A 24,797-nucleotide genomic window follows, 5' to 3' on the forward strand; every position below is an offset into this window, starting at 1 on the left:
ACTACTTCAGGGAGCCGGAGGCGAGCCCGGTGCGCCAGAACCGCTGGAGGAGGATGAACACGATGATCACGGGCACGATCGAGACCAGCGAGCCGGTGATCACGGATTCCTGCAGCAGAGGGGCGCGGGCGGTCTGCCCGTTCCACTGGTAGAGGCCGAGGGTGATCGGGAAGAGCGATTCCTTCTGCAGCATCACCATCGGCAGGAAGAAGTTGTTCCAGATGGCGACGAACTGGAAAAGGAAGATGGTCACCAGCGACGGCGCCATGAGCTTGATGGCCACCGAGAAGAACGTGCGGAACTCGCCCGCGCCGTCCAGGCGCGCCGACTCCAGGATCTCCTCGGGGACGGCGGCAGCGGTGAAGATGCGGGCCAGGTAGACGCCGAACGGGCTGACGATGCTGGGCAGGAACACCGCGAGGTAGGTGTTGACGAGGCCGGTCGCCGAGAACAGCAGGAACAGCGGGAGCGCGAGCGCGGTGCTGGGAACCAGGACGCCGCCGAGGATGACGGAGAACAGGAACTCCCGGCCCCGGAACCTGAACTTGGCGAGCGCGTAGCCGCACAGGGCGGAGATCAGGGTTCCGACCGCCGCGCCCAGCACCGCGTAGATCACGCTGTTCAGCGCCCAGCGCGCGAAGATGCCGTCGCTGCGGCTGAACAGGATGTGCAGGTTGCTGAACAGGTCGAAGTGCGAGAACGCCAGCCCGTTGGTGGAGGCGAGGTCACCCTGCGGCTTCGTCGCCGCGACGATCAGGAAGTAGATCGGCAGCAGGAAGTAGATCGCCAGGAGGAACATCAACGCCATGACGGCCGTGCGGCTGACGCGGCTTTCACGGATCAGGGTCTGGTTGCTCACAGTCCCGCCTTCTTCGAGGTGAGTCGCATGAACCCGAAGCTCAAGACGAAGGTGATGAGGGCGATGACCACGGAGATCGCCGCAGCCTGCTGGTAGTTGTTCCCGGAGGCCACCGCGTAGGCGAGCATGTTCGGCGTGTACGTGCTGGAGATGTTCGAGGAGATCTGGCGCAGCACGGCCGGCTCGGCGTAGAGCTGCAGAGTGCCGATGATCGAGAACACCGTGGTCAGGATGATCGACGGGGCGATGATCGGGACCTTGATCTTCCAGGCGATCGCCCAGTTGCTCGCGCCGTCGAGCTTGGCGGCTTCGTAGAGCTCCTGCGGGATCGACTGCAGTGCCGAGTACATGATCAGCATGTTGTAGCCGGTCCACAGCCAGGTGGAGATGTTCGCCGCCGACCACAGCACGGCGCCCGGACCGAGGAAGTCGGGCTGGAGGCCGATCCCCTTCAGCGCGTCCACGAGAGGGCTGAGCTGCGGAGAGTACAGGTACGACCACATGATCGCGGCGATGACGCCGGGCACCGCGTACGGCATGAACGCCGTGATGCGGAAGAACGACTTGAGCTTCAGCAGCGGGGTGTCGAGCAGCAGCGCCATGATCAGGGCGACGAACAGCATGACCGGCACCTGCACGATGCCGAACAGCCCGATGCGCCCGATGCTGGACCAGAACTCCGTGTTCTGGAAGACCTGCACGTACTGCTCGAAGCCGCCGAAGGTCGTGTACGACGTGCCGTACTGGCCCCCGGTGCGGCGCACGACCAGGAAGCTCTGCCAGAGCGCGTAGCCGACCGGTACCAGGTAGAACAGCACGAACGGCAGGAAGAACGGGGTGAGGAACGCGATGATGGTGCCCGCCCGGGGGCCGCCGCCGTTGAGACGACGGCGGCCCCCTCTGGCCGCCACCACGCGCGTCGCGCGGGTTGCGATATCAGTCATGCCGCGGTCACTTGCCCGCGACAGCCGGGATCGCCTGATCCTTCATCGACTTCAGCGCGGCGGCCTGGGCGGCCGCGAGCGCGTCGTTGAGCTTGCCGTCACCGGCTGCCGCCTTGGCCAACGAGTCCTGGAGCGCCAGGTTCACCGTCTTCTGGGTGGGACCCCAGGAGAACTTGGTGTCGATGTTCTTGGACGACTCGGCGAAGACGTCGAAGATCTTCTCGTTGTTGTAGTACGGCACACCCTCAGAGAGCGCGGGAAGCTGCGCGCCGGCGGTGGCCGCCGGGTAGAGCCCGCCCAGCTTGTTCTCCAGCGCGAGGGCCTCGGGGTCGCTGTTCAGCCAGTCGTTGAACTTGACCGACTCGTACAGGTGCGTGTTGCCCTTCATGAACGCGACGGTGGAGCCGCCCCAGTCGCCGGACGCGGGGTTCGAGCCCCAGGTCGGCATCGGGACGATCGACCACTTGCCGGCCTGCTTGGGCAGGTTGTCGCGGAACATGCTGTAGCCCCAGGCGGCGCCGATGTAGCTGGCGATCTGGTTCTTCTGGTACGCGGCGTACATCTGCGTCGAGCCGTGCGCGAGGTCGGTGCGGACGAGCTTGTCGTCGACCAGCTTCTGCCAGTAGTCGGCGACCTGCTTGCTCTCGTCGGACGCGACGGTGACGTGCCACTTGTCGCCGGCGTACGAGTACATCTCGGCGTTGTTCTGCCAGAGGAGCCCGTTGAACCACTCGGCGTTGTTCGGGTCGAAGAACGTGATGTCGAGGTTCGGGTCCGCCTTGTGCAGCTTCGCCGCGTCCGCCGCGTACTCGTCCCAGGTCTTCGGTATCGCGATGTTGTGCTGCTTGAAGATGTCGCTGCGCACGTAGAGGGCCATCGGGCCGGTGTCCTGCGGGAAGGCGAACACGCCGGTGTCACCGAAGCTGGTCTGCGACCAGGTCCACGGCACGAACTTCGACTTGGCCGCCGTGGCGTCCTTGCAGGCCGAGGCGTCCACGAAGGCGTTCTGGGTGCGCAGGAACGGCAGTTCGTCGTAGCCGACCTGGGCGAGCTCCGGCGCCTTGCCCGCCTTGAGGGCGTTGCCGATGGTGCCGTACTGGTCGTTGGAGATGTTCTTCATCTGAACCTGGATGTCCGGGTTCTTCTTGTTCCAGAGGGCGACGACCTGGTCCATGCCCGGAACGGTGTTCCAGTACTGGAGGGTGACCTTGCCCTTCGCCGGCTCGCAGGAGCCTGCGGCCGCATCAGCCTTCGGCTCGGGCGACGAGGAACACCCGGCGAGTACGGCGACACTGGCGGTCGCGGCGACGGCGGCGATGGCCGCGAGGCGGATGCGCGTGACTGTGGTGCTCATTATTTCCTTACCAGAGAACGACTAGCGACGACGCTAGACGGGTCGACGTTGACACCTCAGGCGGGATGCCTTCTGGCTGGAAGGGACAGGTCGCAACGGTGCCGGCGGTGCAACTGCCGGACGCCGTGGCGGAAATCAGCAAGCCAGGCATTCTGTGCTCGTGAGCGTTCCCGTGAGCGTTCACGTGAACGCTCACGGGAACGTTCTGAATTGTTCGAGAGTGTGCGCTCCGGCGCGGTCGGGTGTCAAGACATTCGGTCACACACATGTCGGGCAAGTTACGCGGACCCGCCCAGCCGAAGTTCCGCCCGCACGACCAGGGCGTCCGCGTCCAGCGGGTCGAGGCCGGTCAGCAGCCGGGCGGCCTGGTCGATCGCGAGCGCGCCGAGTCTTCGTGTGTCGAGGGCGACACTGGACAGCGGGGGTTCGACGAGCGCGCCGAGCTGCAGGCCGTCGAAGCCGATCACGGCGAGATCCCGCGGGACGCTCCTGCCGAGCCGGCGGGCCTCGCGCAGGGCGCCGATCGCGATGATGTCGTTGAAGGTGAAGACCGCGGTGACGTCCGGATGGGCGGCGAGCAGTGTCCCCAGCGCCGCTCCGCCGCCGTCGGCCGACTGGTCGGCGCCGACCACCATGCCGGCGTCGACCCCGTACGCCGCCGCGGCCGCCGTGAACCAGTCCCGGCGGATACTCGGCTCGGTGCGGCCGCCGTGGTCGAGCATGCCGATCCGCGTGTGGCCCTGGGCGACCAGATGCGCGACCGCGGCGTGCACGCCCTGCTCACCGTCGATTCGGATCGAGGTGAACCGCGCCGTGTGGTGCGGCCGGCCGATCAGCACCACCGGGACGCCCCGGGTGAAACGCTCCAGGGTGTCCTCGGAGCAGCTGAAGTAGCCGACGACCGCGTCGACCTGCGCGCCGATCACCTGCAGGGTGCCGAGTTCCTCCTCGGGGCGGTCGGCCGTGTCGTAGACCACGACGTGCCAGCCGCGGGCGCGTGCCGCCTCCAGCGCGGCGGCGGCGACCTCGGTGAAGAACGGGTTGAGCAGGTCCGGGATCACCAGCCCGATGGTCGTGGTGTCCTGCCGTACCAGCCCGCGGGCGAACCGGCTCGGCCGGTAGCCGAGCGCGCGGGCGGCGTCGAGCACGCGCTGTTTGGTGGAACCCTCGATCTCGTCCTTGTCGTTCAGCGCCCGCGACACGGTCTGCCGCGACACCCCGGCGGACCGGGCGACGTCATGGATCGTGACCCGCCGCGGCTCCGTCCCCGACGACGACACCATCGCGCACCTCCCGCTGACAGCGGGTGCCGATGCTCCCGCAGGGCCCGAGTATGCCTGTCCCGCACATGGCGAGGCGATACGCGCTCGGGGGGTGTGACCTCGGACTCCGTGCACGTGAACGTTCGCGCTCGCCGCGCATGACGCCCGTGCTCGCCGCGCGCGGCGAATTCGATTGCGGCCCCGACCGTGCCCTCGGTACGGTCCGCGCATGGCCATCACGCCCCGTGTCTCCTAGCTCGGGCACCAGCTTCGACGCCACCCTTGTGCCCTAGAGCTGTTACGGAGCGTAATGACCATCTACACCCATCGTGGTTTCGGCCTGCTGCGGAACCGGGACTTCTCGCTGCTGCTGAGCGGCCAGCTGATATCCGCCATCGGTGACCAGGCTCACTTCATGGCCCTGCCGCTGATCGTGCTGGCCCTCACCGGGTCGGCCGCCCAGGCCGGATTCGTCCTCGGCCTCGGCACCCTCTCCTTCCTGGCGTTCGGACTGGTCGCGGGCGCGCTCGTCGACCGGGGGGACCGCAGGCTCACCATGATCGTGTGCGAACTCGGCCGGACCGTGCTCACGGCGGGTGTCGCCGTCGCGCTGTGGCTGGACCGGCTGACCATGCCGCAGCTGTACGCGACGGCCCTGCTCACCGGGGTCCTGAGCACGCTCTTCCAGGTCGCGAGCACCGCGGCGCTGCCCAATGTGGTCGATCCCCGGGAGCTGTCCACCGCACTGGGCTACCAGCAGTCCGCGGTCGGCGCGGTCGGCGTATTCGGGGCCCCGCTCGCCGGTGCGCTCTACGCCGCCGGACGGACCGTGCCGTTCGCCGTCAACGCGGTCTCCTTCGCGGTGTCCGCCGCGTCGCTGCGGCTGATGCGCGTCCGGTTCCAGACGGACCGGCGGAGCGCGCGGCCCGCGGCCCGGCTCACCACCGAGATCCGGGAGGGGCTCGGCTGGCTCTGGCGCCGGCCCGTCATCCGTTTCCTCACCCTCGTGTCGGCCGCCGACAAGGTGCGTTACGGCGCCGGCTATCTGCTGATCATCACGCTCGCGCAGCAGCTCGGCTCCTCGGCGGTGTGGATCGGCGTCGTCTTCGGCGGCGCGGCCGTCGGCGCGATGGCGGGGGCGCTGGTGGCGGACCGGGTCACGCGGCGCTTCCCGCTGGGCCGGATCGCCATCGTGATGCTGTGGTTGGAGGCGCTGATGTTCCCGCTGTACGCGCTGGCGCCTCACCCGATGCTGCTGGCGGCGGTCGCGGCCGCCGAGTCACTGGTGGCACCGGTGTACACGGTGGCCATGACGACCCATCAATTGAGCATCACCCCGGATGAGTTGCGGGGCCGGACGACCAGTGCGACCGCGACGCTGACCACGGGGGCCCTGTCGGTCGGCACACTCGCGGGCGGCGTGCTCATCACCACGCTGGGCGCCAAGCCCCTGGTCTGGGTCTGCGGGGCATGGCTCCTCGCGCTGGCCGTCCTCACCACGGCCAACCGGGCCGTGCGACAGGCGCCGCGGGCGGGCTCGATCACCTGGCGTGAACCCGGCGGCGCCGCCGCCGAGTCCGCGGGCGCGGCCGGCTGAGGCCGGGGCCGGCGGTGACGCCGGCCCCGGTCGTCACCGACCCGAACGAGGAACCGACGCCACTCGAAAGGATGTTGCACGGCGGGTGAACCCCGCCAGGACCGGCGCGCGCTGAGGGGAGGTGTCGGTGCCTGCCGCTAGCGTGACCGTCGTGATGGTGGGCACCGAAGAGACCCGGCTCGTGATCCTGCGCGGCAACAGCGCCTCGGGGAAGTCGAGCGTCGCGGCCGGCATTCGTGAGAGGTTCGGCCGGGGCGTGGCCCTGGTCGGGCAGGACAACCTGCGCCGGGTCGTCCTGCGCGACCGCGACCGGCCCGGCGCGGCGAACATCGGGCTGATCGACCTGACGGCCCGTTACGCACTGGACGTCGGGTTCCACGTCGTCCTCGAAGGCATCCTCTACGCCGATCATTACGGCGCCATGCTCGCCCGGCTCCGCGACGAGCATCGTGGCCCGACCCACGGCTACTACTTCGACGTCCCGTTCGAGGAGACGCTCGCCCGGCACGCGACCAAGCCGATCGCCGCCGACGTGCCGACGGACATGCTGCGGTCCTGGTACCGGCCGCTCGACCTCCTGCCCGGCGGCGTCGAGACCGTCGTCGACGCCGGCAGCGCCCTCGACGCCACCGTCGAGCGCATCATGCTCGACAGCGGCCTGGCCGGTCTTCCCGCGCTCGAGGCCTGACGGTGGGGCCCGGGTCCCGGCCGCCGCGCGGCGGCCGGGACCGGGAGGCGGCGGACCGGCGTCAGCTCCGGGGAGGCGTGACGCCGTAGGACCAGTTGTGGCCCATCTCGGTCTCGCGCTCGCCGGTGACCGGGAGGGCGTCGAGGCGGGCGATCTCCTCGTCGGCGAGGCTGAGTCCGGCGGCCGCGGTGTTCTCCTCCAGGCGGGAGACGTGCAGGGTGCCGGGGATCGGGACGACTCCGGGGGCCTTGGCGAGGAGCCACGCGAGGGCGACCTGGCCGGGTGCGGCGTCGTGGGCCCCGGCGATCTCCCGTACGGTCTCGACGGCGGCGAGGTTCGCGTTGAAGGCATCCTGTGAGAAGCGGGGCATCTTGCGGCGGTAGTCGTCGGCGGGCAGGTCCTCGCGCGAGGTGATCCGTCCGGTGAGCATGCCGCGCCCCAGCGGGCTGTAGGGGACGACGCCGATGCCCAGTTCGCGGCAGAGCGGGAAGACCTCGTGCTCGATGTCGCGGGACCACAGCGACCACTCGGTCTGGACCGCGCTGATCGGGTGCACGGCGTGGGCGCGGCGGATCGTGTCGGGCGCGGCCTCGCTCAGGCCGAGGTGGCGGACCTTGCCCTCCGCCACGAGCGCGGCCATGGCGCCGACGGTCTCCTCGATGGGGACGTCGGGGTCGACGCGGTGCTGGTAGTACAGGTCGACGTGGTCGGTGCCGAGCCTGGTCAGGGAGCGTTCGATGCGCTCGCGGACGTACTCGGGCCGGCCGCTGATGACCGGCGGTCCGTCGGCGGTCACCGGCCGCACGATGCCGAACTTGGTCGCGACGGTCACCTGGTCGCGGCGTCCGGCGATGGCTTTTCCGATGATCTCCTCGCTGCCGGCGTAGATGTCGGCGGTGTCGATGAGGGTGACGCCGAGCTCGACGGCGCGGCCGATCAGGGCGTCGGCGCTGCCGCCGGTGGCGTGCTCCTCGCTCTGTCCGTAGGGGCGGCCGAAGCTCATCGCTCCGTAGCCGATGGCGCCGACGGTCAGGCCGCCGGAGCCGAGGGGGCGCTGGGGAATGGACATGCGCAACCTTCGTCGTACGTGTCGGGCGTGCCGCGGACAGGTATGTCCACGACTGTGGACATTATAAGTCCACAGGTGCGGACATGTGAAGTGCGGGTCCCGCGCGGGCGGGGACGACCTCGTAATCTGGTCACCATGACCTTGGACGACCAGCCCCCTGCCGCCGTCCGCCGCAGGGACGCCGCGGCGACCCGGGCGGCCATCCTCCGCGCCGCCCGCGAGGTGTTCACCGAGCGCGGCTACGACGGCGCGGGCGTGCGCGAGATCGCCCGCGCGGCCGACGTGGACACCCGGTTGATCAGCCGCTACTTCGGCTCGAAGGAGGGACTGTTCGCCGAGGTCGTCGACCTGGCCTACGAGAAGTCCCTCATGATGACGCCCGAGCACAACGCGGACGCGGCCCGGGCGCTGCTCACCGGCATGGACAAAGCCGCGTCCGACGGCCTGCTGCTCACCCTGCGGTCCGCCTCCAACCCGCGGGCGTCGGCCATCATGCGGGACAGCATCGAACGCAACTACCAGCGCCGGCTGGCCGCGGCACTGCCCGGCGACGACGACGCCACCGGCCGCGCCGCCGTACTGGTCGCCATCTGCTCGGGCGTCCTGCTCAGCCGTCTCGTACTGGGCCACACCGCGCTCAACAGCCCCGACGTGGAGCGGCTGATCCCCTATCTGCACGCCGCACTCGACGCGGTGGCGAACGCGCCGGGCGCCCCCGCGGGAGGCCCTACGGCCGAGTGAACGTGACGCGGGCGAGGACCGGCAGGTGGTCGCTGCCGGTGGCCGGCAGGGTGCGGATGTGGCCGACGGTTCCCGCGCGGGCCATGACCTGGTCGATGCGGGCCATCGGGAAGGCGGCCGGATAGCTGAGGGCGAAGCCCCGTTCCGCGACGTTCATCCGCGTTGTCAGTGGCGCCAGTTCACGGTCGTCGACCGTGCCGTTGAGGTCGCCGAGCAGGACGGCCTCGCTGAGTTCCTCGTCGGCGACGGCCTTGCCCAGCAGGCCCGCACTCTCATCACGCCAGGAGGACGCGAGGCCGCTCGCGCGGAGGCGGACCGAGGGCAGATGCGCGACGTACACCGCGATCCGGCCCCGCGGTGTGCCGACCACCGTCCGCAGACCGCGATTCCAGTCCTCGGTGATCCCCTGGGGTTTGATGTCCAGCGCTCGCGTGCCGGTCAGCGGATGCTTCGACCAGAGCCCGACGGTGCCCCGGACCGCGTGGTGCGGGTATTCGTGGGCGAGGGCCCTCTCGTAGGCCGGAAGCGCCGGGGGCGTCAGCTCCTCCAGCGCGATGAGATCGGGCTCGGCGCCGGCCAGGGCCGTGGCGGTGGCCGCCGGGTCGGCGTTCTCGTCGCTGACGTTGTGCTGCACCACGACCAGGTCGTGCGCGCCGGACGTCGCCCCGGGCAGGAGCAGCCCGCCGAACAGGCAGGTCCAGGCGGCCGTCGGCAGCGACAGGGCCACCAGCGCGGTCGCCGAACGGCGCAGCAGCGCCGCACAGAGGAGCACCACGACCCCCAGGCCGAGCCATGGCAGGAACGACTCCAGCAGACTGCCCAGGTTTCCTGCGGAGTTGGGGACGGCTCGATGACCGATCAGCAGGCCGCCCAGCAGTATCCCGAGCACGGCGACCACTCGCCCCCGTGCCCAGGCCGACCGGCTGCCGGCCGCCCCGTTCGCGTCCCCTGCCGCCTTCACCGTCGATGTCATGGCTTCGTCCGCCCGTGCCGGTTCCACTGTGGTCGCCCGTCCTCGTGATCTCACCCCTCAGGACGAGCCGCCGGGCGGATCAGTTGCCGCGCGGGACGCGCATCCGGGGCCGCCGAAGCCCGGCCGGGCCATTGGTATCGTGAGGGGGACAGGACAGGACGACCCTCACGACTCTCACGCCCCGCACGACCCCCGCGGTTCGCACTCGCGCCGCGCCGTCCCCGGCACGTCGCAGGCACGATCACCACCCCACATGGACTGGATGAACCCCACCACGGCACGCACCCCCGTCAGCCCCGTCTTCGTGGGCCGGGAGGTCGAGCTGGCCGAGTTGGTGCGGGCCGCCCGTGCCGCGGAGGGCGGTGACTCCCAGGCCGTGCTCCTGCGCGGAGAGGCGGGTGTCGGCAAGACGCGGCTGGTCGAGGAACTGCTGAGGGCGCTCGAGCCCGGGCAGGCCGTCGTCGCGTCCGGCGGGTGCATCGAGGCCGGGGGCGACGGCTTCCCCTTCGCGCCGTTCTCCGAGGTGCTGCGGACCCTGTGGCGGCGGTTCCAGGACGAGGTGCGCGCGGCGAGCGCCGGCCAGGAGGCCCTGCTCGCGCGGGTCCTGCCGGACTCGGACCTCCCGGCACCCGCCGTGCACCGGGACAACGACGTGACGCGGCTGTTCGCCCTGATCACCCGCATCCTGGAGCGCCTGGCGTCGGAGCGGCCGGTGGTGCTGGTCATCGAGGACCTGCACTGGGCGGACGCGTCCACCCGCGATCTGCTGGGCTTCCTGTTCCGCACCCGCCGCACCGGCAAGCTCCTGATCGTGGGGACCTACCGATCCGACGACGTCCGTCGCGGGCACCCGCTGCGCCCGCTGCTCGCGGAGCTGGACCGGCTCCGGTCGGTGTGCCGCGTGGATCTGTCCCGGTTCACCCGCGGCGAGGTGACCGGGCAGCTCACGGGCATCCTCGGGGCCCCGCCGGACCCGGGTGTCGTCGACGACATCTTCGCCCGCTCCGACGGCAACGCCTTCTTCGTCGAGGAGCTCGCCCGCGCCCACCGCGACCACGTCGGCACCGGGCTGGAGGATCTGCGGGACGTACTGCTGACCCGGCTGGAGTCGCTGCCCGAGGAGAGCCAGCGGGTCGTGCGCACGGCCGCCCAGGGCGGTGCCGTGATCGAGTACCCGTTGCTGAAGGCCGTGGCGGGCCTGCCCGAGGACGTACTGATCGACGCGCTGCGCGCAGCGGTGCTGGCCCAGATCCTCGTCCCCGAACCGAACGGCACCAACTACCGGTTCCGGCACTCGCTGGTGCGGGAAGCGGTCGGTGCGACGCTGCTGCCCGGCGAGCAGGCCCTGATCAACCGTCGGTACGGCGAGGCGCTTGAGGCGGACCCCTCACTCGTCCGGGCCGAGGAGCTGACCGGCCGCCTCGCCCGGCACTGGCACGCGGCCCAAGACGACGTGAAGGCGTTGCACATGAGTGTCGCGGCGGCCGAGGAGGCACGGGAACGGTGTGCCTACGCGGATCAGCTGTGGCTGCTGGATCGTGCCCTGCTCCTGTGGGACCGGGTGCCGGCGCAGGCCCGTGCGGCCCTGCCCGCGCTGCGGTTCCCGGAGACGTACCCGTGCGGCGGGCCGGGTGCGGACGGCGATGAGGCGCCCTGCCATCAGCACCTGCTCGCCACCGCCACCTTCGCGGCCATGCACAGCGGTGACTTCGAGAAGGCGCTGTGCCTGGTCGACACCGCGCTGCGGGACCTCTCGGCGGCGAAGGGGGAGTACCCGCTGTACGCCGCGTGGTTCTGGACGCAGCGTTCGCGACTCGTCGAAGGGCTGAGCCGCGGAGACGGCTGGCAGGAGGTGCAGACCGCGCGGAAACTGGTCGCGGCACTGCCGCCGTCGGTCGTCGGGGCCGAGGTCCTGGTACGCGTCGCCAACTGGGGCGCCATGCACCGCCCCGGGCCCGCCAGCCGCGCCGACGCCGAAGAGGCCGTGGAGTACGCGACCCGCGCCGGTGCCGAGGAACTGGCGCTGCACGCCCGCCTCACCCGCTGCCTGCTGGACGCCGGCACCGACACCTGCGGCAGCGTCGTCGACGAGCTGTACGCCGTCCGGCGGCGGGCCGAGGAACTGGGCGAACTCACCATCGTGGGCCGCGTGAACCAGAACCTGCCGTCGGTCCTGGAGGGGATGGGCCGCTCGACGGAGGCCCTGGCGGCCGCCGACCACGGCATCGCGCTGTGCCGGTCGCTCGGCCTGACCGACCGCGAGGCATGGGTCCACTCCAACCGGTCGTTCAGCCTCTTCTCCCTGGGCCGCTGGGCGGAGGCCGGCACGGCACTCGACGAAGCGGCCGCCCTGGCCCGCGCCCGCCTGCCCCGCTGGACGTTCGCGGCACGCCGCGCGGTCGTGCTGCTGCTGCGCGGAGAGGTGGATGCCGCCGCGGCGCAACTGGACGCCGCGGAAGAACTGCGGGGCACCGAGAAACTCCAGACACAGTTCCTCGTCGCACTCGGCCATTGCACGATGGAGATCGCGGCACGGCAGGGCCGTCTCGCCGATGCCCGTGCGGAGTTCCTGCGTGCCGAGGAGGCCGGCCTGACGGACGGTCCCGTCCGCTGGTCGCTGCCCATGCTCTGCACCGCCGCGGCCATCGAGGGCGCGGCGCGCCGCTCCACGTCCGCCGGGGGCTCTCCCGAGGTCCTCGCCGCACTGCGCCGCGCCGCCGCACGGCAGCAGGCCGTCCTGCCGGTCTCGCTCGCCTACGCGCACTTGCTGGAGGCCGAGTTGCGGCATGCGGAGGGAGACGACGACCCGGGCCCGTGGTCCGCCGCCGTCGCCGCCTTCGAGCAGACCGAACGCGCCTACGAGTCGGCCTGGGCCCTTCTCGGCGAGGGGCGCGCCCTGCTCGCCGACCGGCAACGGCAGGCCGAGGCACACGACCGGCTGACCCGCGCGCATGCCCTCGCCACCCGGCTCGGCGCCGGCCTTCTCCTCTCCGACATCGGGCGGTTGACGGGCCCGGTCGGTCTCCCGAGACAAGAGGAGACCGCGACCGCACGCGCCGGCGGGCCGCCCTCCTTCGGGCTCACCCCGCGCGAGTCCGAGGTGCTGGAGCTGGTGGCCCTCGGCTACACCAACCGCCGCATCGCCGAAGAGCTGTTCATCTCGCAGAAGACCACGAGCACCCACGTCTCCAGCATCCTCGCCAAGCTCGGCGCCTCCGGCCGCACCGAAGCCGCGGCCATCGCCTACCGGCACGGGCTCTCCACACCCTTGTGACACGGGCGGGGGCGGGAACCGCGCACCGGTGACGGCCCGTCAGAAGCCGCGGTCAGAAGCCGCGGTCAGAAGCCGCGGTCAGAAGCCGCGGTCAGAAGCCGAAAGCCTTCGTCGTGTAGGCGCACTCGGTGTAGATGTAGCCGGGGCTGAGCTTGACGGTGTCGGTCGCGGGAGTCGTGCCGACGCCCGCATTGGGCTTGTGCAGGAAGTACGTGGTGCCGACGGGCAGCCTGATGGTCCGCTGCGGGTAGTTCCGCGAAGTGTTCCGGCAGGGCTTGAACCCCAGCAGACTGGGCTCCAGCAGGGAGTACGTGGTGCAGCTGCCGCAGGCGCCGAGCGTGAGGCTTCCGGTCACCGGGCCGGTGTAGTAGACCGTGACGGGGTGCGGGCTGTCGTTCTTGATCGTGACGGAGATGCTTCCGCCGGAAGCCAGGGTGGGCAGGCGCTTGCCCGCCGCGGGCACCTCGCTCGCGACCTCCGCCGCTATCGCGAACTTGCGGGCCAGCGCCCGGCGCTTGTCCCTCTTGTTGTCGGCGACGAACTTGTTCATCGTCTGCTGCGCCTCGTCGAAGTCGCCGTCCTTGTACTGGTCGACCCCGCAGGTGTACGTGCCCGAGTCGGCGGTCCTCCCGGCCCGGTCGGCGTGCCTGGAGATGGCTTCGGCCACGTCCGCCTTGCCGCCGTTCAGGTCCCCCACCTGGGTGCCGAGGGCGCGCAGCCGCTCCACGGCCTTGCAGGGGTCCGAGCCCCGCACGGCCTTCGCGGCCTTGGTGACGGCCGAGCCCACGGCCGGTGCGACCTTCGCCGCCTGCGCCGAGTCGGGGAAGGTGGTCAGGAGGTCACCGAAGAGCCCCGTCCAGCCGGTGGCGTCCGTGGCCATTCCCTGCGCGCCGCACTCGTAGAGCGAGGTGGCCAGACGGTCGTCGGGCCACTCGGCCAGCGTGCCGAGTTCGCGCTTTTGCACGGTGGCCGGGACCGTGCGCAGGTAGGTCAGCCCCGGGATCGCGCCGCAGTAGTCCTTCTGCTCATAGGGGGAGCCGATCGTCGCGTAGTACGTCTTCAGCCGGTCGGGCACCTTGCCGGCGGCCCGGGAGTCCGGGTGGTCGGCTCCGAGGTCGCGGTAGACGCGCAGGGCCTTGCGGTAGCCGGCCTCCGCCGTGCCGAAGGGCCGGTCCTCCCCGGCCCGGACGAGCCGGTCGGCCTGGTCGAGCCGGTCCAGGAGCATCTGCTCGGTGGCCTCGTCGCGCGCCATGTCGTACAGCACGACGCCCCCGGCCGGCACGGCCAGCAGCACCAGGCCGAGCGCGATCGCCAGTGGGGATCCCGTGGGCCACACCAGCCGGGTCCGCAGCCCGGCGAACGCGCCGTGGATCGCCGCGAGCGCGAGGAGGACGAGGTAGGCGACGACCACCCCCGAGGGCGCGCCGTCAGGGTCGGCCGGCAGCGCCACCAGGAGCAGGACGCCGGTGGCGAGCCAGCACGCGACCATCAGGCCCCAGCGCCGCACCAGGGCGTAACCGAGGCCGAGACCACTGAGGTTGAGCAGGGCCACGGCCAAGGCCCGGAGTCCGTCCGGTGGCACGGAGGGCGGGGGCGGCGGGGCGGAGGGCATGGGCGGGATCACGAACCCGTACGGATTGCTGGGCGGGTTGTGGTGCGGGTTGCCGTACGGATTGCCGTAGGGGTTGCCGTACGGATTGCCCTGCTGTTCCTCGGACATGGCGGTTCCCCCCGTCGACAATGCCCGAATGCCTTCAACTTGTCAGTGTACGGACGACAGTCCCGCCTCGACAGTGGGTTCGAGGGCGGAATCGGGCCGATGACCGCAGGGAGTCCGGTAGGCCCGGTAGCCTGCGGGTCGTGATCGACTCGCAGGCGAACCCGGACGATGCGGAGGTCGCGATCGCCGCGGCGTGTGCCGGCGCGGACGTGGTGCGCGGCATGTACGGCCGGCGGCTCACCCGCATCGACAAGGGCGCGGGGGACTTCGCCACCGCCGCCGACGTGGCGGCGGAGCAGGCGATCCTCGGCGTCATCCGCTCCGCCCGGCCCGGGGACGCGGTGCTCGGTGAGGAGGGCGGCCGGCAGGGCGCGGCCGGCGCCGCGCGTCAGTGGCTGGTCGATCCCCTGTGCGGCACGCTCAACTACGCCGTCGGCAACATGCTGGTGGCGGTCAACGTGGCGCTGCGCGACGGCGCCGCCGCGGTGGCCGACCCGTTCAGCGGTGAGGTCTTCTTCACCGACGGCGAGACCGCCTGGGTGCGGCACGACGGCGCCGACACGCGGTTGGCGCCCACGGCCGCGACCGGGCTGGTCGACGTCAACCTGGATCCGCCGTTTCCGAGCGCGCCCGGATTCCGGGCCGTGGACCTGCCGGCCCACCCCGTGTTCGCCGAGCGGTTCCGGCCGCGGGTCGTGTCCACGACGCTGGCGCTGGCCTGGGTCGCCGCCGGCAAGCGCGCCGCGTACGTCACCGATGGCGGCGACCTGTCCGGGAGCGTGCACTTCGCCGCGGGCATCGCCGTGTGCCGCGCCGCCGGCTGCGTGGTCACGGGGATCGACGGCGCCCCGGCCGGGCAGGCCGGACGCGGACTCGTGGTGGCCGCCGACGCCGAGACCCACGGGCTGCTGATGTCGATGATCGACAGCCGCAACTAGGGCCGGTCTTCACGGCACGCCGATTCCGCGCCCGCCCGCGCGGCGCCCACTTTGCCGGGGCCTGGTGAACCGTACCCCTGTCACCAGGGTCTCGTTCACTCATCGTTCGCCCCTGCGTCCGCCGTTGGCTCCGTGCGCAACCTCGTCACTTCCTGATCGGCGGCCTACCATGCCCATGCGGAAGTGAGTGGCACCTGGGGGAGGCGCGCTTGTTCGGCAGCATGCGTGACGCTGTGTCAGATATATCGAACGCAGCGGACGTTCGACGGCAATCGGGGGAACTGCCGGGCGGCGTGCGGCTGTACCGGCCGCGGTCCGACGGCTCCGTCGTCCTCGCCGACCGGGACGGTGCCCGGGAGCTCGGACCAGGGCGTGACCTCCTGCCGTTCATCGACGACGGGCAGTTCGCCCACTACCTCATCGGGGACGCCGCCACGTCCCCCGAGCGTCCCTCCAACGCCACCGTCAAACTCGGCATCGTCGGCCCGCGGAGCGCCTTCACCCCGCACGCGCACGGCGGGGAGCACTTCGTCCTCAGCCTCGGATACGCGGCCTGCGGCCTGTACGACACCGAGCGCGCCCGGGCCTTCGAAGTGCTGCTCGCCCCAGGCGAGTTGATCCGGATTCCGGAGATGATGCCGCACTCCTTCGCCAACCGGGACAGCACCGCGCTGACCATCCTGGCCGCCAACACCGGCTACGGCATCGATCACGAGGACTACGCGATCACCGCCCCCGAAGCGGAGCGCAGGGCGGCCGAGCCGTCATGCCGCACCACGACGTCGCCCGGCGCGCACACGGGCACCCTAGCCCCCACCGACTACCGCGTCCTCGCCGGTGCGCTGCGCGACATCGAGCGGGCCCAGCGGCTGCGCGGGCCGGCCGCGACCACCGGTAGGGAACGTCTGGCCGCCCGCCTGCGCCGGCTCGCACAGGGACTGGAGGGCCGCCGGTGATCTGTCCGCACTGCGAGCAGTCGCTGCTGCGCAAGGAGCGGCCGGGCAACGTCTGCAGCAAGTGCGGGCGTACCTACGCCCTGGACCCCAAGACCAACCCGCTGCGACTCAGCGACCTCCGGATCCGCCGGCTCGTCCTGCGTCTCACCGAGGAGGGCAAAGTACCCTGCGTGCCGGGGCAGTTGTGGTACGCCGCGTCCCGCAAGTCACTGCGGGGCACCAAGGGCTCGCTGGGCTGCGCCGTCATGCTGGCGCTCGTCGGCATCGTCGTCGGGTTCGTCGGGCTGGAAGCGGGCTTGGTCCCCTACCGGGTCATCGGCGGTCTGTCGCTGCTCGCGGCGTTCGGCTTCGTGGTCGCGCGCGTGAGGGGAGTGGGGCGGGGCCGGTCACGGCTCAGCCGGGACGCCTTCCTCAGCGGTCCGCTGCGGGAATGGCGGAGCGTCTACGGCGCGCTGCCCATCGGGGTGATCGACGAGAGCCGCTATCCGTTCGCCCCGGGCGCCCGCGAGGAGCACCGCCGGGCACCCGGGGAACCACCCTCGCGCGGACTCGTCCTCGTCTGCCCCGACCGCTCCATCGCCGTCTTCCTCGACGCGGTGGGCCTGACCAGCCGCTACGGGCTCACCCTCGCCACCGACCCCGAGCAGGTGTCCACCCCGCCCGGTGAAACCGGTCCCCGGCCCGTACTGGTGCTCCACGACGCCGACGCCCACGGCCTGCTGCTCGCCGACCTCATCCGCACCGCGCTGCCGGGGCGGTGGGTCATCGACATCGGCCTGCCGCTCAGCGCCGTGGACGGTCCCTCGCGCGCCGTACCCATGCGAGGGAAGCGGCCCGCGCCGCACGTCATGCAGGCGCTCATGGAGAGCGGGAGGTTCAGCCCCCGCCAACTGAAGTGGCTGCGCCGGGGCTGGGGGTTCCCGCTCGTCGCGGTGCCGCCCGCCAAACTGCTGGCCGTCGTCGCCCGGGCCGTGGAACGGGCCGGCGCGGCGGTCGATCCGCAGTGGCAGCGGGCCGCTGCCGCCGGCTTCATGACCTGGCCCGAGGAGAGCGGATGATCTGTCCCCACTGCCGGGCCTCCCTGCTGGGCAAGGAACGCACGGGCGGCGTGTGCTCGCGCTGCGGGCGCGCGTTCGCCCTGGACCCCAAGGTCAACGGCCGGGGCATGCACGACGCGCGCATCCGGCGCGTCGCCCGGAGCGCCACCGACGGAGGCCGCCGGCGGGTCACCCTCACCCAGCTCGGTTACCTGGCCCGGACCGCCAACACGAGCTGGACGGCCGTCCCGCCGCGCGGACGCCCGCAGTGGATCGCGCGCTTCGTCGGCGTGGTCCTCGTCATCGGGCTCGTGGTACTGGCCGCCTTTGTGCACCGCCTGGCCCTGGGCGGCCTCATCTGGTTCGCGGGTGCCTGTGCGGCCGCCCTGCTGTACGCGGTGGCGAAGGGCGATCCCTACCGGCCCGGACATCCCGCCGGGTCCTCTCTGACGCCCGAACCCGGCAGCTTCCGGGCCATGATGTGCGGGCGGTGGGTGGAGGTGTACGGCAGCCTGCCGCCCGGGATCGTGGACGATCGGCAGTACCGGGAGACTCCCGCCGGCACGGACCGGGACACCGGCGGGGGCCCGGCGGCGGAGGCCGTCGAGCTGCTCTGCCCGGACCACGCCGTCCGCGTCTTCGTGGAGATCAACGGACTCGCGGACGGGCTGGACCTGGCCCTCGCCGCCGGGCTCGAGGACCTGTCCGCGACCGGGCCCGTGGTGGTGCTGCACGACGCGAGCGCGAGAGGCCTCCAACTGGTCGCCGACGTCCGGGCGAACCACCCCGGGCGGGTGGTCGTCGACGCGGGCCTGCCGGTGCGGGCGGTCCTCGGCAACGACAAGGCCGTGAGGCTCTACAAGGAACCGCCCGCCGACGTGCGCTGGGGGGAGGCGGACTGGCTGCGGGAGCTGACCCGCGTCGCGGCGGCGGAAGCCGCATGGCTGGTGAAGGGCTGGGAGAGCCCTCTCGCCGCGGTTCCCCCCGCCCTGCTGGAGTCGGCGATCGTGCGGGCCGTGCAGGAGGCCCGCAGCACGACGGACAGGGAGCGGCGGGACGCCGCCGAGGTCGGCTTCATGAGCTGGCCGCAGCCCGCAGAACCGGCGCCGAATGACGGGAGCTGACATGCCGGAGTCCATGGGCCGGACCGGCCGGCTGCTGCTGGAACGGGCGCTCACCGTCGCCGCACGGCGTGCCGCGGCGCCCGGGGGCCTGCGCTTCACCGAGCGGCAGCTGTACTACGAGACCTGCCGCGTCCTGCGCCCGACGCCCGCGCCGGTGCGGCGTATCCCGTACAGCCCGGCCCCGCCCCTGCGGCTCTCCCGGTTCACCGAGGTGCTGCGCGGCATCGAGCCCGCAGGACTGCTCCCCACCCCCGCCCCCGCCACTGCCGGCGCGACCATCGGCGGACCGGGACGCGAGCCGGACCTGTACGCCTACGGACTGCCCCGGCTGCTGATCTGCCAGGACCGTTCCATCGCCCGGATGCTGCTGGCCAACCAGGTGCACCTGGAGGCCGGCTGTCCCGTCCTGAGCGCCGAGGACGATCTGCCGCTCGACTCCCGGCTCGTGTCGGCGCTGGAGCGGGCCGAAGGCGCCACGGTGCACGTCCTGCACGACGCGAGCCCCGCCGGGATCGCCCTGCCCGCCCGGGTGCGCGAGGCGATGGGCGCGGCGTCCGTCCGGGTCGCCTCGCTCGGGCTGGTGCCCCGGCACGCCCAGGCGCTGCGGCTGGTGTCCGGGCGAAGGCCCGGCCCGGTGCCGCTCGGACCGCTGCCGCCGGGGCTGAGGCCCGCGGAGGCCGGCTGGCTGGCCGCGGGCCGGTTCGCCGAAGTCGCCGCGGTGCCCCCGGCCCGGCTCCTGCGCGCCGTACTGCGGCTCACCCGCGGGCCGCGGCCGCCCCGTCACTCCGTCTGGGGCGAGCTGCGCGAACTGCGGACCGCCGGTTTCCTGACCTGGCCCGACGCATGAACCGACCCCGAACCCGACCCGAGGACCGCATGCCCGGACACCGCAGACCGAAGGACCGCAGCGCATGATCCGCCCACGCGAAATCGGCTACACCGACGACCTGCTGGCCGACCGCAGCGTCCACCGCACCTACGAGGACGGCCGGCAGGAATGGCGTCGTCGCGGCGCGGACGGAAAGGTGCACTGGCAGGACGAGTACGGCTACAGGGGCACCGACGAGATGCTGGGCGACAGGATCGTCAAGCGCGTGCTCCCCGACGGCACGGTGACCTACGGGCGGGACATCGGCTACGGCCGGACCCTGTGGGGAAACGGCGACACCCTCATGGTCAACCGGACGTCCTTCAGCGGCCGGATGGGGGCGATCCTCGTCGGCCTCGGTGTCACCGGACTGGCCGTCACCGCCGCCCACCTTCCGCCGCTCCACCTCACACCGGAGGAGGAAGAGGAGCTCCGCCGGCAGGCGCAGAGCTCGTCCGGCTCAGAGGGCGGCGGAGGGGACGGAGGCGACGGAGGGGACGGAGGCGACTGGGGCGACGGGCACTGGGGTGACGACGGCGGGGGCTGGAGCGACGACGACTTCGGCTGAGCCCGCGGCCGATGCGGCCCCGGTAGCCCGCACCGCCACGCGGCAGCAGGAAAGGACCAACCGATGGCGCGCTTCTGCGTCTGTCTCGCGTCGGGAACCGAATACACCGACGGCCGGCCCGGTGCGGCCGACGCTCACCTCGCGGCGATGGGCTCCCCGGCGATCGCGCCGGGGCTGGCCCTCGTGCGGGGTGAACCCGGCCACGCCGAGGGCCCGTTCGAAGCACACGGCATGCGCGCCGTCGGCGAGGTGACCCTGCACAACCGCGCCGAACTCCTCGCCGCCCTCGCCGCCGACGGCGCACCCGCCCCACCCGGCGCCGGTGACGGCGAGCTGCTGCTGCGCTGCTGGGCCCGGCTCGGCGAACGGGGCGTCGCGCTGGCCGAGGGCATGTTCGCGCTCGCCGTCCTCGACGGTGCCGACCTCGTGCTGATCCGCGACCATGTCGGCGCCCGCACCGTCTTCTACGCCCGCGCCGCCGGTGCCTGGGCGGCCTCCACCTCACTGCGCACCCTGCGCCGCTGGCCGGCGCTGGGCACCCGCATGAACCTGTCCGCCGTACGCTCCTTCCTCACCTTCGCCTATCTGCCCGGCGACGAGACGCTGCTGGAAGGCGTGCGCGAGGTCCTCCCCGGCCGGGTGCTGCGCCTGGCGGCCGACGGGACGGTGACCGAGACGGTCCACTGGGAACCCCGGGAGCGGCTCGACGAACCGGCTGGACCCGGCGACCACGTCCTGACCCTGCGCACCCTGCTCGAAGAGGCCACGGCACGGCGGCTGCCCGAGGCGGAGGCGGTCGGCGTCCTGCTCTCCGGCGGGGTAGACAGCTCGCTCGTCACCGCTCTCGCCGCGAAGCTGCACGGCCGGGCCGTCCACACCTACTCCATCAGCTTCGGCGACGAACTCCCCAACGAACTGGGCTACTCGGGTCTCGTCGCCGCCCACTGCCACACCCGGCACCGGGTGCTGACGGTCTCCGGCACGGCGGTCGCCGCACGGCTCGCCGACACGGCCGCCCTGCTCGACAGCCCGGTCGGCGACCCACTGACCGTGCCGAACCTGCTGCTCGCCGAGGCCGTCGCGGGGGACGGGCTCGGCACCGTCCTCAACGGGGAAGGCGGGGACCCGGTGTTCGGCGGGCCGAAGAACCTCCCGATGCTGGTCCAGGAGATGCACGCCGGGGCTCCGGGAGCGCGCGAGGCACCCTGGTACGAGGACCGGGCGACGGCCTACCTGCGTTCGTACCGCAAGTGCTGGACCGACCTCCCTGACCTGCTGACCGCCGACGCGCTGTCCGCCCTGGAGACCGCACCCGCCCCGCAACGCTTCGTCGAGCCCTACCTGACCGGCCCGGACCGGATGACCCACCTCCTCAACCAGCTGCTCCACTGCAATCTGCGCACCAAGGGCGCCCACCACATCCTCACCAAGGTCGAACGGCTCACCGCCTCGCAGGGCCTCCAGGGCCGTGCCCCGCTCTTCGACCGGCGGGTGATCGACCATGCCTTCGCCACCACGCCCGAGCTCAAACTCCGGGGCACGGCGGAGAAATGGGTACTCAAGGAAGCCGTAAGGGACCTGCTTCCCGCCACCGTCGTGGACCGGCCCAAGAGCGGCATGCGGGTGCCGGTGCAGCAATGGCTGAGCGGGCCGCTGCGCGAACTGGGCGGTGATCTGCTGCTCGGCCGCGCCGCCCGGCAACGGGGCCTGTTCCGGCCCGACACCGTACGCACCTGGATGCGCGGCGAGGGAACGCTGCTGCCCCGGCAGGGCGGCAAGCTGTGGCTGGTGCTCACGCTGGAGCTGTGGCTGCGGGCGTACGGACTGTGAACGGATCGACGACGGAGGCAGGCGCACTGTGAACACCACCCTCATCGACCCCCGCACCGGCCGGGTCCGGGGCACCTCCCCGCTGGCCCGTGAGCCGGAGGTGCGGTCCGCGGTCGACGCCGCCCGCGCGGCCCTGCCCGGCTGGCGCGCGCTCACCCCCAGGGAACGGTCCCGCCGGCTGGAACGGCTGGCCGCGCTGGTGGAGGAGCACGCGCATTCCTACGTCGCGCGGGAGGCCGCCGGGACCGGCAAACCGGACTCCGAGACGGCGGGAGAGGTGGAGCAGGTCGCCGACCTCTTCCGGTTCTACGCCTCCGCCGTCCGCGCCCAGTCCGCACCCGCCGCCGGACGGCTGGTGGACGGCCACGAGAGCTGGGTGCGCTGGGAACCCCTCGGCGTCGTGGGTGTCGTCGTGCCCTGGAACTATCCGCTGATGATGGCCGCCTGGCGGTGCGCGCCCGCGCTGGCGGCGGGCAACACGGTGGTCGCCAAACCCGCCGAGACCACTCCCGACACCCTCGAACTCCTCGCGGAGCACGCCGCCGAGGCACTGGGCCCCGGCGTCCTCACCGCCGTTCCCGGCGACCGGCAGACCGGCCGGCTGCTGGTCGGGGCCGGCGTCGACATGGTCGCCTTCACCGGCAGCGCGGCGGCCGGGGCCGATGTGGCGGCACGTGCCGCGGGGCGCCGCGTCAGCCTCGAACTCGGCGGCAACGCCCCCGCGCTCGTGCTGCCCGACGCGCCCGCCGGCACCTGGGCGGAACTCGCGCGTGCCTGCACCTACAACGCCGGACAGAGCTGCGCCGCCCCCGCGCGGGTCATCACCTTGCGCGAGAACTACGAGGAGGCGGTGGAGCAACTGTCGTCCGCGGCACGGGAATGCCTGGCCGGACGGGACTTCGGGCCGCTCAACAACCCCGACCAGCTGGCCCGTTACGACGGCATCGTCAAGGCATCCTCCGCCGGGCGGAACGTCGCGGCCGGCATCGCCCCGCGGCCCGGCGAGGAGAACGGCTTCTGGCGCCCCGCCCGGATCCTGGCCGACCTCCCCGACGACGATCCGGCGGTGGTGGAGGAGGTCTTCGGCCCGCTGCTCACCGTGCAGCGGGCCGAAGACCTGGACGCGGCCGTGGCGCTGGCGCACGGAGTACCGCAGGCGCTGGCGGCGAGCGTATGGACCCGCGACCTGGCCGCCGGACTCGACCTCGCCGGCCGGCTGAACGCCGGCGAGGTCTGGCTCAACTGCCATCTCGTGCAGACCGCCGAACTCCCGCACGGCGGCCGCGGCGCCTCGGGTCACGGCACGGACCTCAGCACGCTGGCCCTGCACGAGTACCAGCGCCCCAAGACGGTGACCGCCCGGCTCAGCGCGCCATCGTGACCGGTGCGCCGGTGAACGCGTCGAGGAGCAGCCGGCCGCCGAGCGGGCGGTCCAGCTTCACCGTCACGGGGTCGACGAGCAACATCGAGTTGCACGGGCCGTCGTTGGCGCCACGCACGCGGCCGGCCAGCACCACGCTGTCGCCGGTCTCCAGGACATCGACGGCCGGGCCGTCGTCACAGGAGCCGTGCTCCGCCCCCACGGTGACGGACCGGCCGTCCCCGGCCACCGATTTGAGCCCGTGCAAAGGCCACAGGCCGCCGGTGTCCTGCGACTGGGACAGGGATTCGACCGGTGCCCGCGGAGGCTTCGAGGGGCTGACCGCCACGTGCTGGAGCGGTGTGTCGTAGCCGTCGAGGGTGAACCGCCAGGCGGGGACCCGGGCCGGGCCCCGGCTGGTGCTCAGGGTCATCGTGCCGAAGACGGCCTTCGTCACGGTCAGCGGGTCGCCGCCGGGGCCGCCGTCGCCGCTGTCCAGGGTCTCGTACGCCTGCCGCGCCGTCATGACCGTGGCAGCAAGCGACTCCCCGCTCGTCCACCGGATCCGTCCGTGCCGGGCGGCGCCGCCGGGCAGCGCGCCGCGCAGGGTGAAGTTCCGTTGCAGGTAGGCCTGTTTGTCCGCCTTGTTGTGGAAGGCGCCGTCCGGCAGCCGGACGACGTCCTCCAGCGGGTAGTAGCCCTCCCGCCAGGCGTCGGCCGCCTTCGTGTCCTTCCAGGCGTCGGCCACCTGCCGCATGCGAGGGGCGGCCGTGTCCGCTCCGCCGCCCGCTGATTCGATCCCGCACCCTGCCGACCCGATGGTGACCAGGCAGAGCACTCCCAACAACGTGAACGATCTCATGACGCCCCCCGGACGTGGTGCGGGGATTCCCGCGATGTCCCTGAGACGTACCTCGTCCGTATCGGGTTCCGCGCGCGTCCTCCCTCAGCCGCTGGTTCCCGCGGTGATCTCGAACGGGTCCTGCGGTGCCACGTCGCCGTTCGCCGGCAGATCGCCGCGCTCGACGGGTCCGGGCCCGGCGCCGGTCGTCGGCAGGACGTCGGCGAGTTCGCGGTCGTCCGCCTGATGAGCGTTCTCCGCCGCTTGACGGAGGGCGTCACGGGTGACGCCCGCCCGGTCCCCGCTCAGCCGGATCACCCGTCCGCCGTCCTGGAACACGTACTCGTGGCCGGCATCCGTCGCGCGGTACCAGCTCTCGCCGTCACGCTCGCACGACCCCCGCTCGGCCTCGGGCCGGGTGTCCGGGTCGGTGCACGCGACGGGGTCGCCCCTGCGCTCGTCCACCCGCATCTCGATGCTCCCGCTGCTGGGCGAGAAGTAGGAGGCCCCGTAGCCGTGATCGCCGATCACACCGACGGACTGGTTCGCCAGGGTGTATCCGGGTACGTCGGTCACGTACACCATCCCCCGTTCGATGCCCAGCGCCCGGGCCCGGGCCTCGAGTTCGGGGCGGTTCGCCGACTCCGTCCCGCAGGCGGCCGACGTCACCACCGCCGGCAGGAGGAGCAGGAGTGGCAGGGCCCTTCGTATGTGCGTCATGCGTCCATGACCCGCCCGCGCCCCCGCCATCGCACGGCTGTACCGGGGTAGCGTGCAGGGGCAGGGGGACAAGC

21 protein-coding genes are annotated in these 24,797 nt (G+C 72.1%); 12 read left to right on the forward strand and 9 right to left on the reverse strand.

Annotation, left to right across the window (positions count from 1 at the left end):
- Window position 1: 1 nt before the first annotated feature.
- The 4 genes from ACFWVC_RS07120 to ACFWVC_RS07135 form a co-directional block, all read right to left on the reverse strand.
- A complete protein-coding gene (locus ACFWVC_RS07120; RefSeq protein ID WP_384279738.1) occupies window positions 2-859 on the reverse strand; it encodes a carbohydrate ABC transporter permease in 858 nt (285 codons plus the stop codon).
- Window positions 856-1,803 carry a carbohydrate ABC transporter permease gene (locus tag ACFWVC_RS07125; protein ID WP_384279744.1) on the reverse strand — a complete coding sequence of 316 codons (948 nt, stop codon included), beginning with the start codon at window positions 1,801-1,803 and terminating at the stop codon, window positions 856-858. The genes ACFWVC_RS07120 and ACFWVC_RS07125 overlap by 4 nt, the downstream gene beginning before the upstream one ends.
- Window positions 1,804-1,810: 7 nt before the next feature.
- Window positions 1,811-3,157: an ABC transporter substrate-binding protein gene (locus tag ACFWVC_RS07130; protein WP_384279749.1), complete on the reverse strand. Its 1,347-nt coding sequence runs from the start codon at window positions 3,155-3,157 to the stop codon at window positions 1,811-1,813.
- A gap of 278 nt (window positions 3,158-3,435) precedes the next feature.
- On the reverse strand, window positions 3,436-4,440 hold the full coding sequence (locus ACFWVC_RS07135; RefSeq protein ID WP_384279754.1) for a LacI family DNA-binding transcriptional regulator: 1,005 nt from the start codon (window positions 4,438-4,440) through the stop codon (window positions 3,436-3,438).
- A 289-nt stretch (window positions 4,441-4,729) separates the two neighbouring features.
- Here ACFWVC_RS07135 and ACFWVC_RS07140 point away from each other — a divergent pair, with 289 nt between their 5' ends.
- On the forward strand, window positions 4,730-6,016 hold the full coding sequence (locus tag ACFWVC_RS07140) for an MFS transporter (RefSeq protein WP_384279757.1): 1,287 nt from the start codon (window positions 4,730-4,732) through the stop codon (window positions 6,014-6,016).
- Between the two features lie 154 nt (window positions 6,017-6,170).
- A complete protein-coding gene (locus ACFWVC_RS07145; protein ID WP_384280123.1) occupies window positions 6,171-6,704 on the forward strand; it encodes a kinase in 534 nt (177 codons plus the stop codon).
- Between the two features lie 61 nt (window positions 6,705-6,765).
- On the opposite strand, the gene ACFWVC_RS07150 is transcribed toward ACFWVC_RS07145, so the two are convergent.
- Complete coding sequence (locus ACFWVC_RS07150) at window positions 6,766-7,773, reverse strand: aldo/keto reductase (RefSeq protein ID WP_384279761.1); 1,008 nt, start codon at window positions 7,771-7,773, stop codon at window positions 6,766-6,768.
- Between the two features lie 135 nt (window positions 7,774-7,908).
- On the opposite strand from ACFWVC_RS07150, the gene ACFWVC_RS07155 reads away from it, so the two are divergent.
- Window positions 7,909-8,514 carry a TetR family transcriptional regulator gene (locus ACFWVC_RS07155; protein ID WP_384279766.1) on the forward strand — a complete coding sequence of 202 codons (606 nt, stop codon included), beginning with the start codon at window positions 7,909-7,911 and terminating at the stop codon, window positions 8,512-8,514.
- Here ACFWVC_RS07155 and ACFWVC_RS07160 read toward each other — a convergent pair.
- Window positions 8,501-9,487, reverse strand: a complete 987-nt coding sequence (locus ACFWVC_RS07160) for an endonuclease/exonuclease/phosphatase family protein (protein ID WP_384279771.1) — start codon at window positions 9,485-9,487, stop codon at window positions 8,501-8,503. The two genes, ACFWVC_RS07155 and ACFWVC_RS07160, sit on opposite strands and share 14 nt — an antisense overlap.
- Before the next feature lie 262 nt (window positions 9,488-9,749).
- On the opposite strand from ACFWVC_RS07160, the gene ACFWVC_RS07165 reads away from it, so the two are divergent.
- Window positions 9,750-12,761, forward strand: a complete 3,012-nt coding sequence (locus tag ACFWVC_RS07165) for an AAA family ATPase (protein WP_384279774.1) — start codon at window positions 9,750-9,752, stop codon at window positions 12,759-12,761.
- 91 nt (window positions 12,762-12,852) lie between these two features.
- Here ACFWVC_RS07165 and ACFWVC_RS07170 read toward each other — a convergent pair whose 3' ends face one another.
- Complete coding sequence (locus ACFWVC_RS07170) at window positions 12,853-14,481, reverse strand: hypothetical protein (RefSeq protein WP_384279777.1); 1,629 nt, start codon at window positions 14,479-14,481, stop codon at window positions 12,853-12,855.
- Window positions 14,482-14,621: 140 nt separating this feature from the next.
- Between ACFWVC_RS07170 and ACFWVC_RS07175 the strand changes: the two genes are divergently transcribed.
- From ACFWVC_RS07175 to ACFWVC_RS07210, 8 genes are all read left to right on the forward strand, one after another.
- Window positions 14,622-15,419, forward strand: a complete 798-nt coding sequence (locus tag ACFWVC_RS07175) for an inositol monophosphatase family protein (protein WP_384279781.1) — start codon at window positions 14,622-14,624, stop codon at window positions 15,417-15,419.
- Between the two features lie 293 nt (window positions 15,420-15,712).
- Entirely contained in the window at window positions 15,713-16,375 is a 663-nt protein-coding gene (locus ACFWVC_RS07180; protein ID WP_384279786.1) for a cupin domain-containing protein, read from the forward strand.
- Window positions 16,372-17,433: a hypothetical protein gene (locus tag ACFWVC_RS07185; RefSeq protein ID WP_384279789.1), complete on the forward strand. Its 1,062-nt coding sequence runs from the start codon at window positions 16,372-16,374 to the stop codon at window positions 17,431-17,433. The genes ACFWVC_RS07180 and ACFWVC_RS07185 overlap by 4 nt, the downstream gene beginning before the upstream one ends.
- Window positions 17,430-18,536, forward strand: a complete 1,107-nt coding sequence (locus ACFWVC_RS07190) for a hypothetical protein (RefSeq protein WP_384279792.1) — start codon at window positions 17,430-17,432, stop codon at window positions 18,534-18,536. The genes ACFWVC_RS07185 and ACFWVC_RS07190 overlap by 4 nt, the downstream gene beginning before the upstream one ends.
- Before the next feature lies 1 nt (window position 18,537).
- Complete coding sequence (locus ACFWVC_RS07195; protein ID WP_384279796.1) at window positions 18,538-19,383, forward strand: hypothetical protein; 846 nt, start codon at window positions 18,538-18,540, stop codon at window positions 19,381-19,383.
- 64 nt (window positions 19,384-19,447) lie between these two features.
- A complete protein-coding gene (locus ACFWVC_RS07200; RefSeq protein ID WP_384279800.1) occupies window positions 19,448-19,972 on the forward strand; it encodes a hypothetical protein in 525 nt (174 codons plus the stop codon).
- A gap of 63 nt (window positions 19,973-20,035) precedes the next feature.
- Window positions 20,036-21,802: an asparagine synthetase B family protein gene (locus ACFWVC_RS07205; RefSeq protein ID WP_384279803.1), complete on the forward strand. Its 1,767-nt coding sequence runs from the start codon at window positions 20,036-20,038 to the stop codon at window positions 21,800-21,802.
- A 28-nt stretch (window positions 21,803-21,830) separates the two neighbouring features.
- Window positions 21,831-23,183: an aldehyde dehydrogenase family protein gene (locus tag ACFWVC_RS07210; protein WP_384279807.1), complete on the forward strand. Its 1,353-nt coding sequence runs from the start codon at window positions 21,831-21,833 to the stop codon at window positions 23,181-23,183.
- Here the strand turns inward: ACFWVC_RS07210 and ACFWVC_RS07215 are convergent.
- Entirely contained in the window at window positions 23,167-23,919 is a 753-nt protein-coding gene (locus ACFWVC_RS07215; RefSeq protein ID WP_384280124.1) for a hypothetical protein, read from the reverse strand. The two genes, ACFWVC_RS07210 and ACFWVC_RS07215, sit on opposite strands and share 17 nt — an antisense overlap.
- A 189-nt stretch (window positions 23,920-24,108) precedes the next feature.
- On the reverse strand, window positions 24,109-24,723 hold the full coding sequence (locus ACFWVC_RS07220; RefSeq protein ID WP_384279811.1) for a hypothetical protein: 615 nt from the start codon (window positions 24,721-24,723) through the stop codon (window positions 24,109-24,111).
- Window positions 24,724-24,797: the final 74 nt, after the last annotated feature.

Source organism: Streptomyces sp. NPDC058691 (assembly GCF_042714775.1).
Taxonomy (GTDB): Bacteria; Actinomycetota; Actinomycetes; order Streptomycetales; family Streptomycetaceae; genus Actinacidiphila.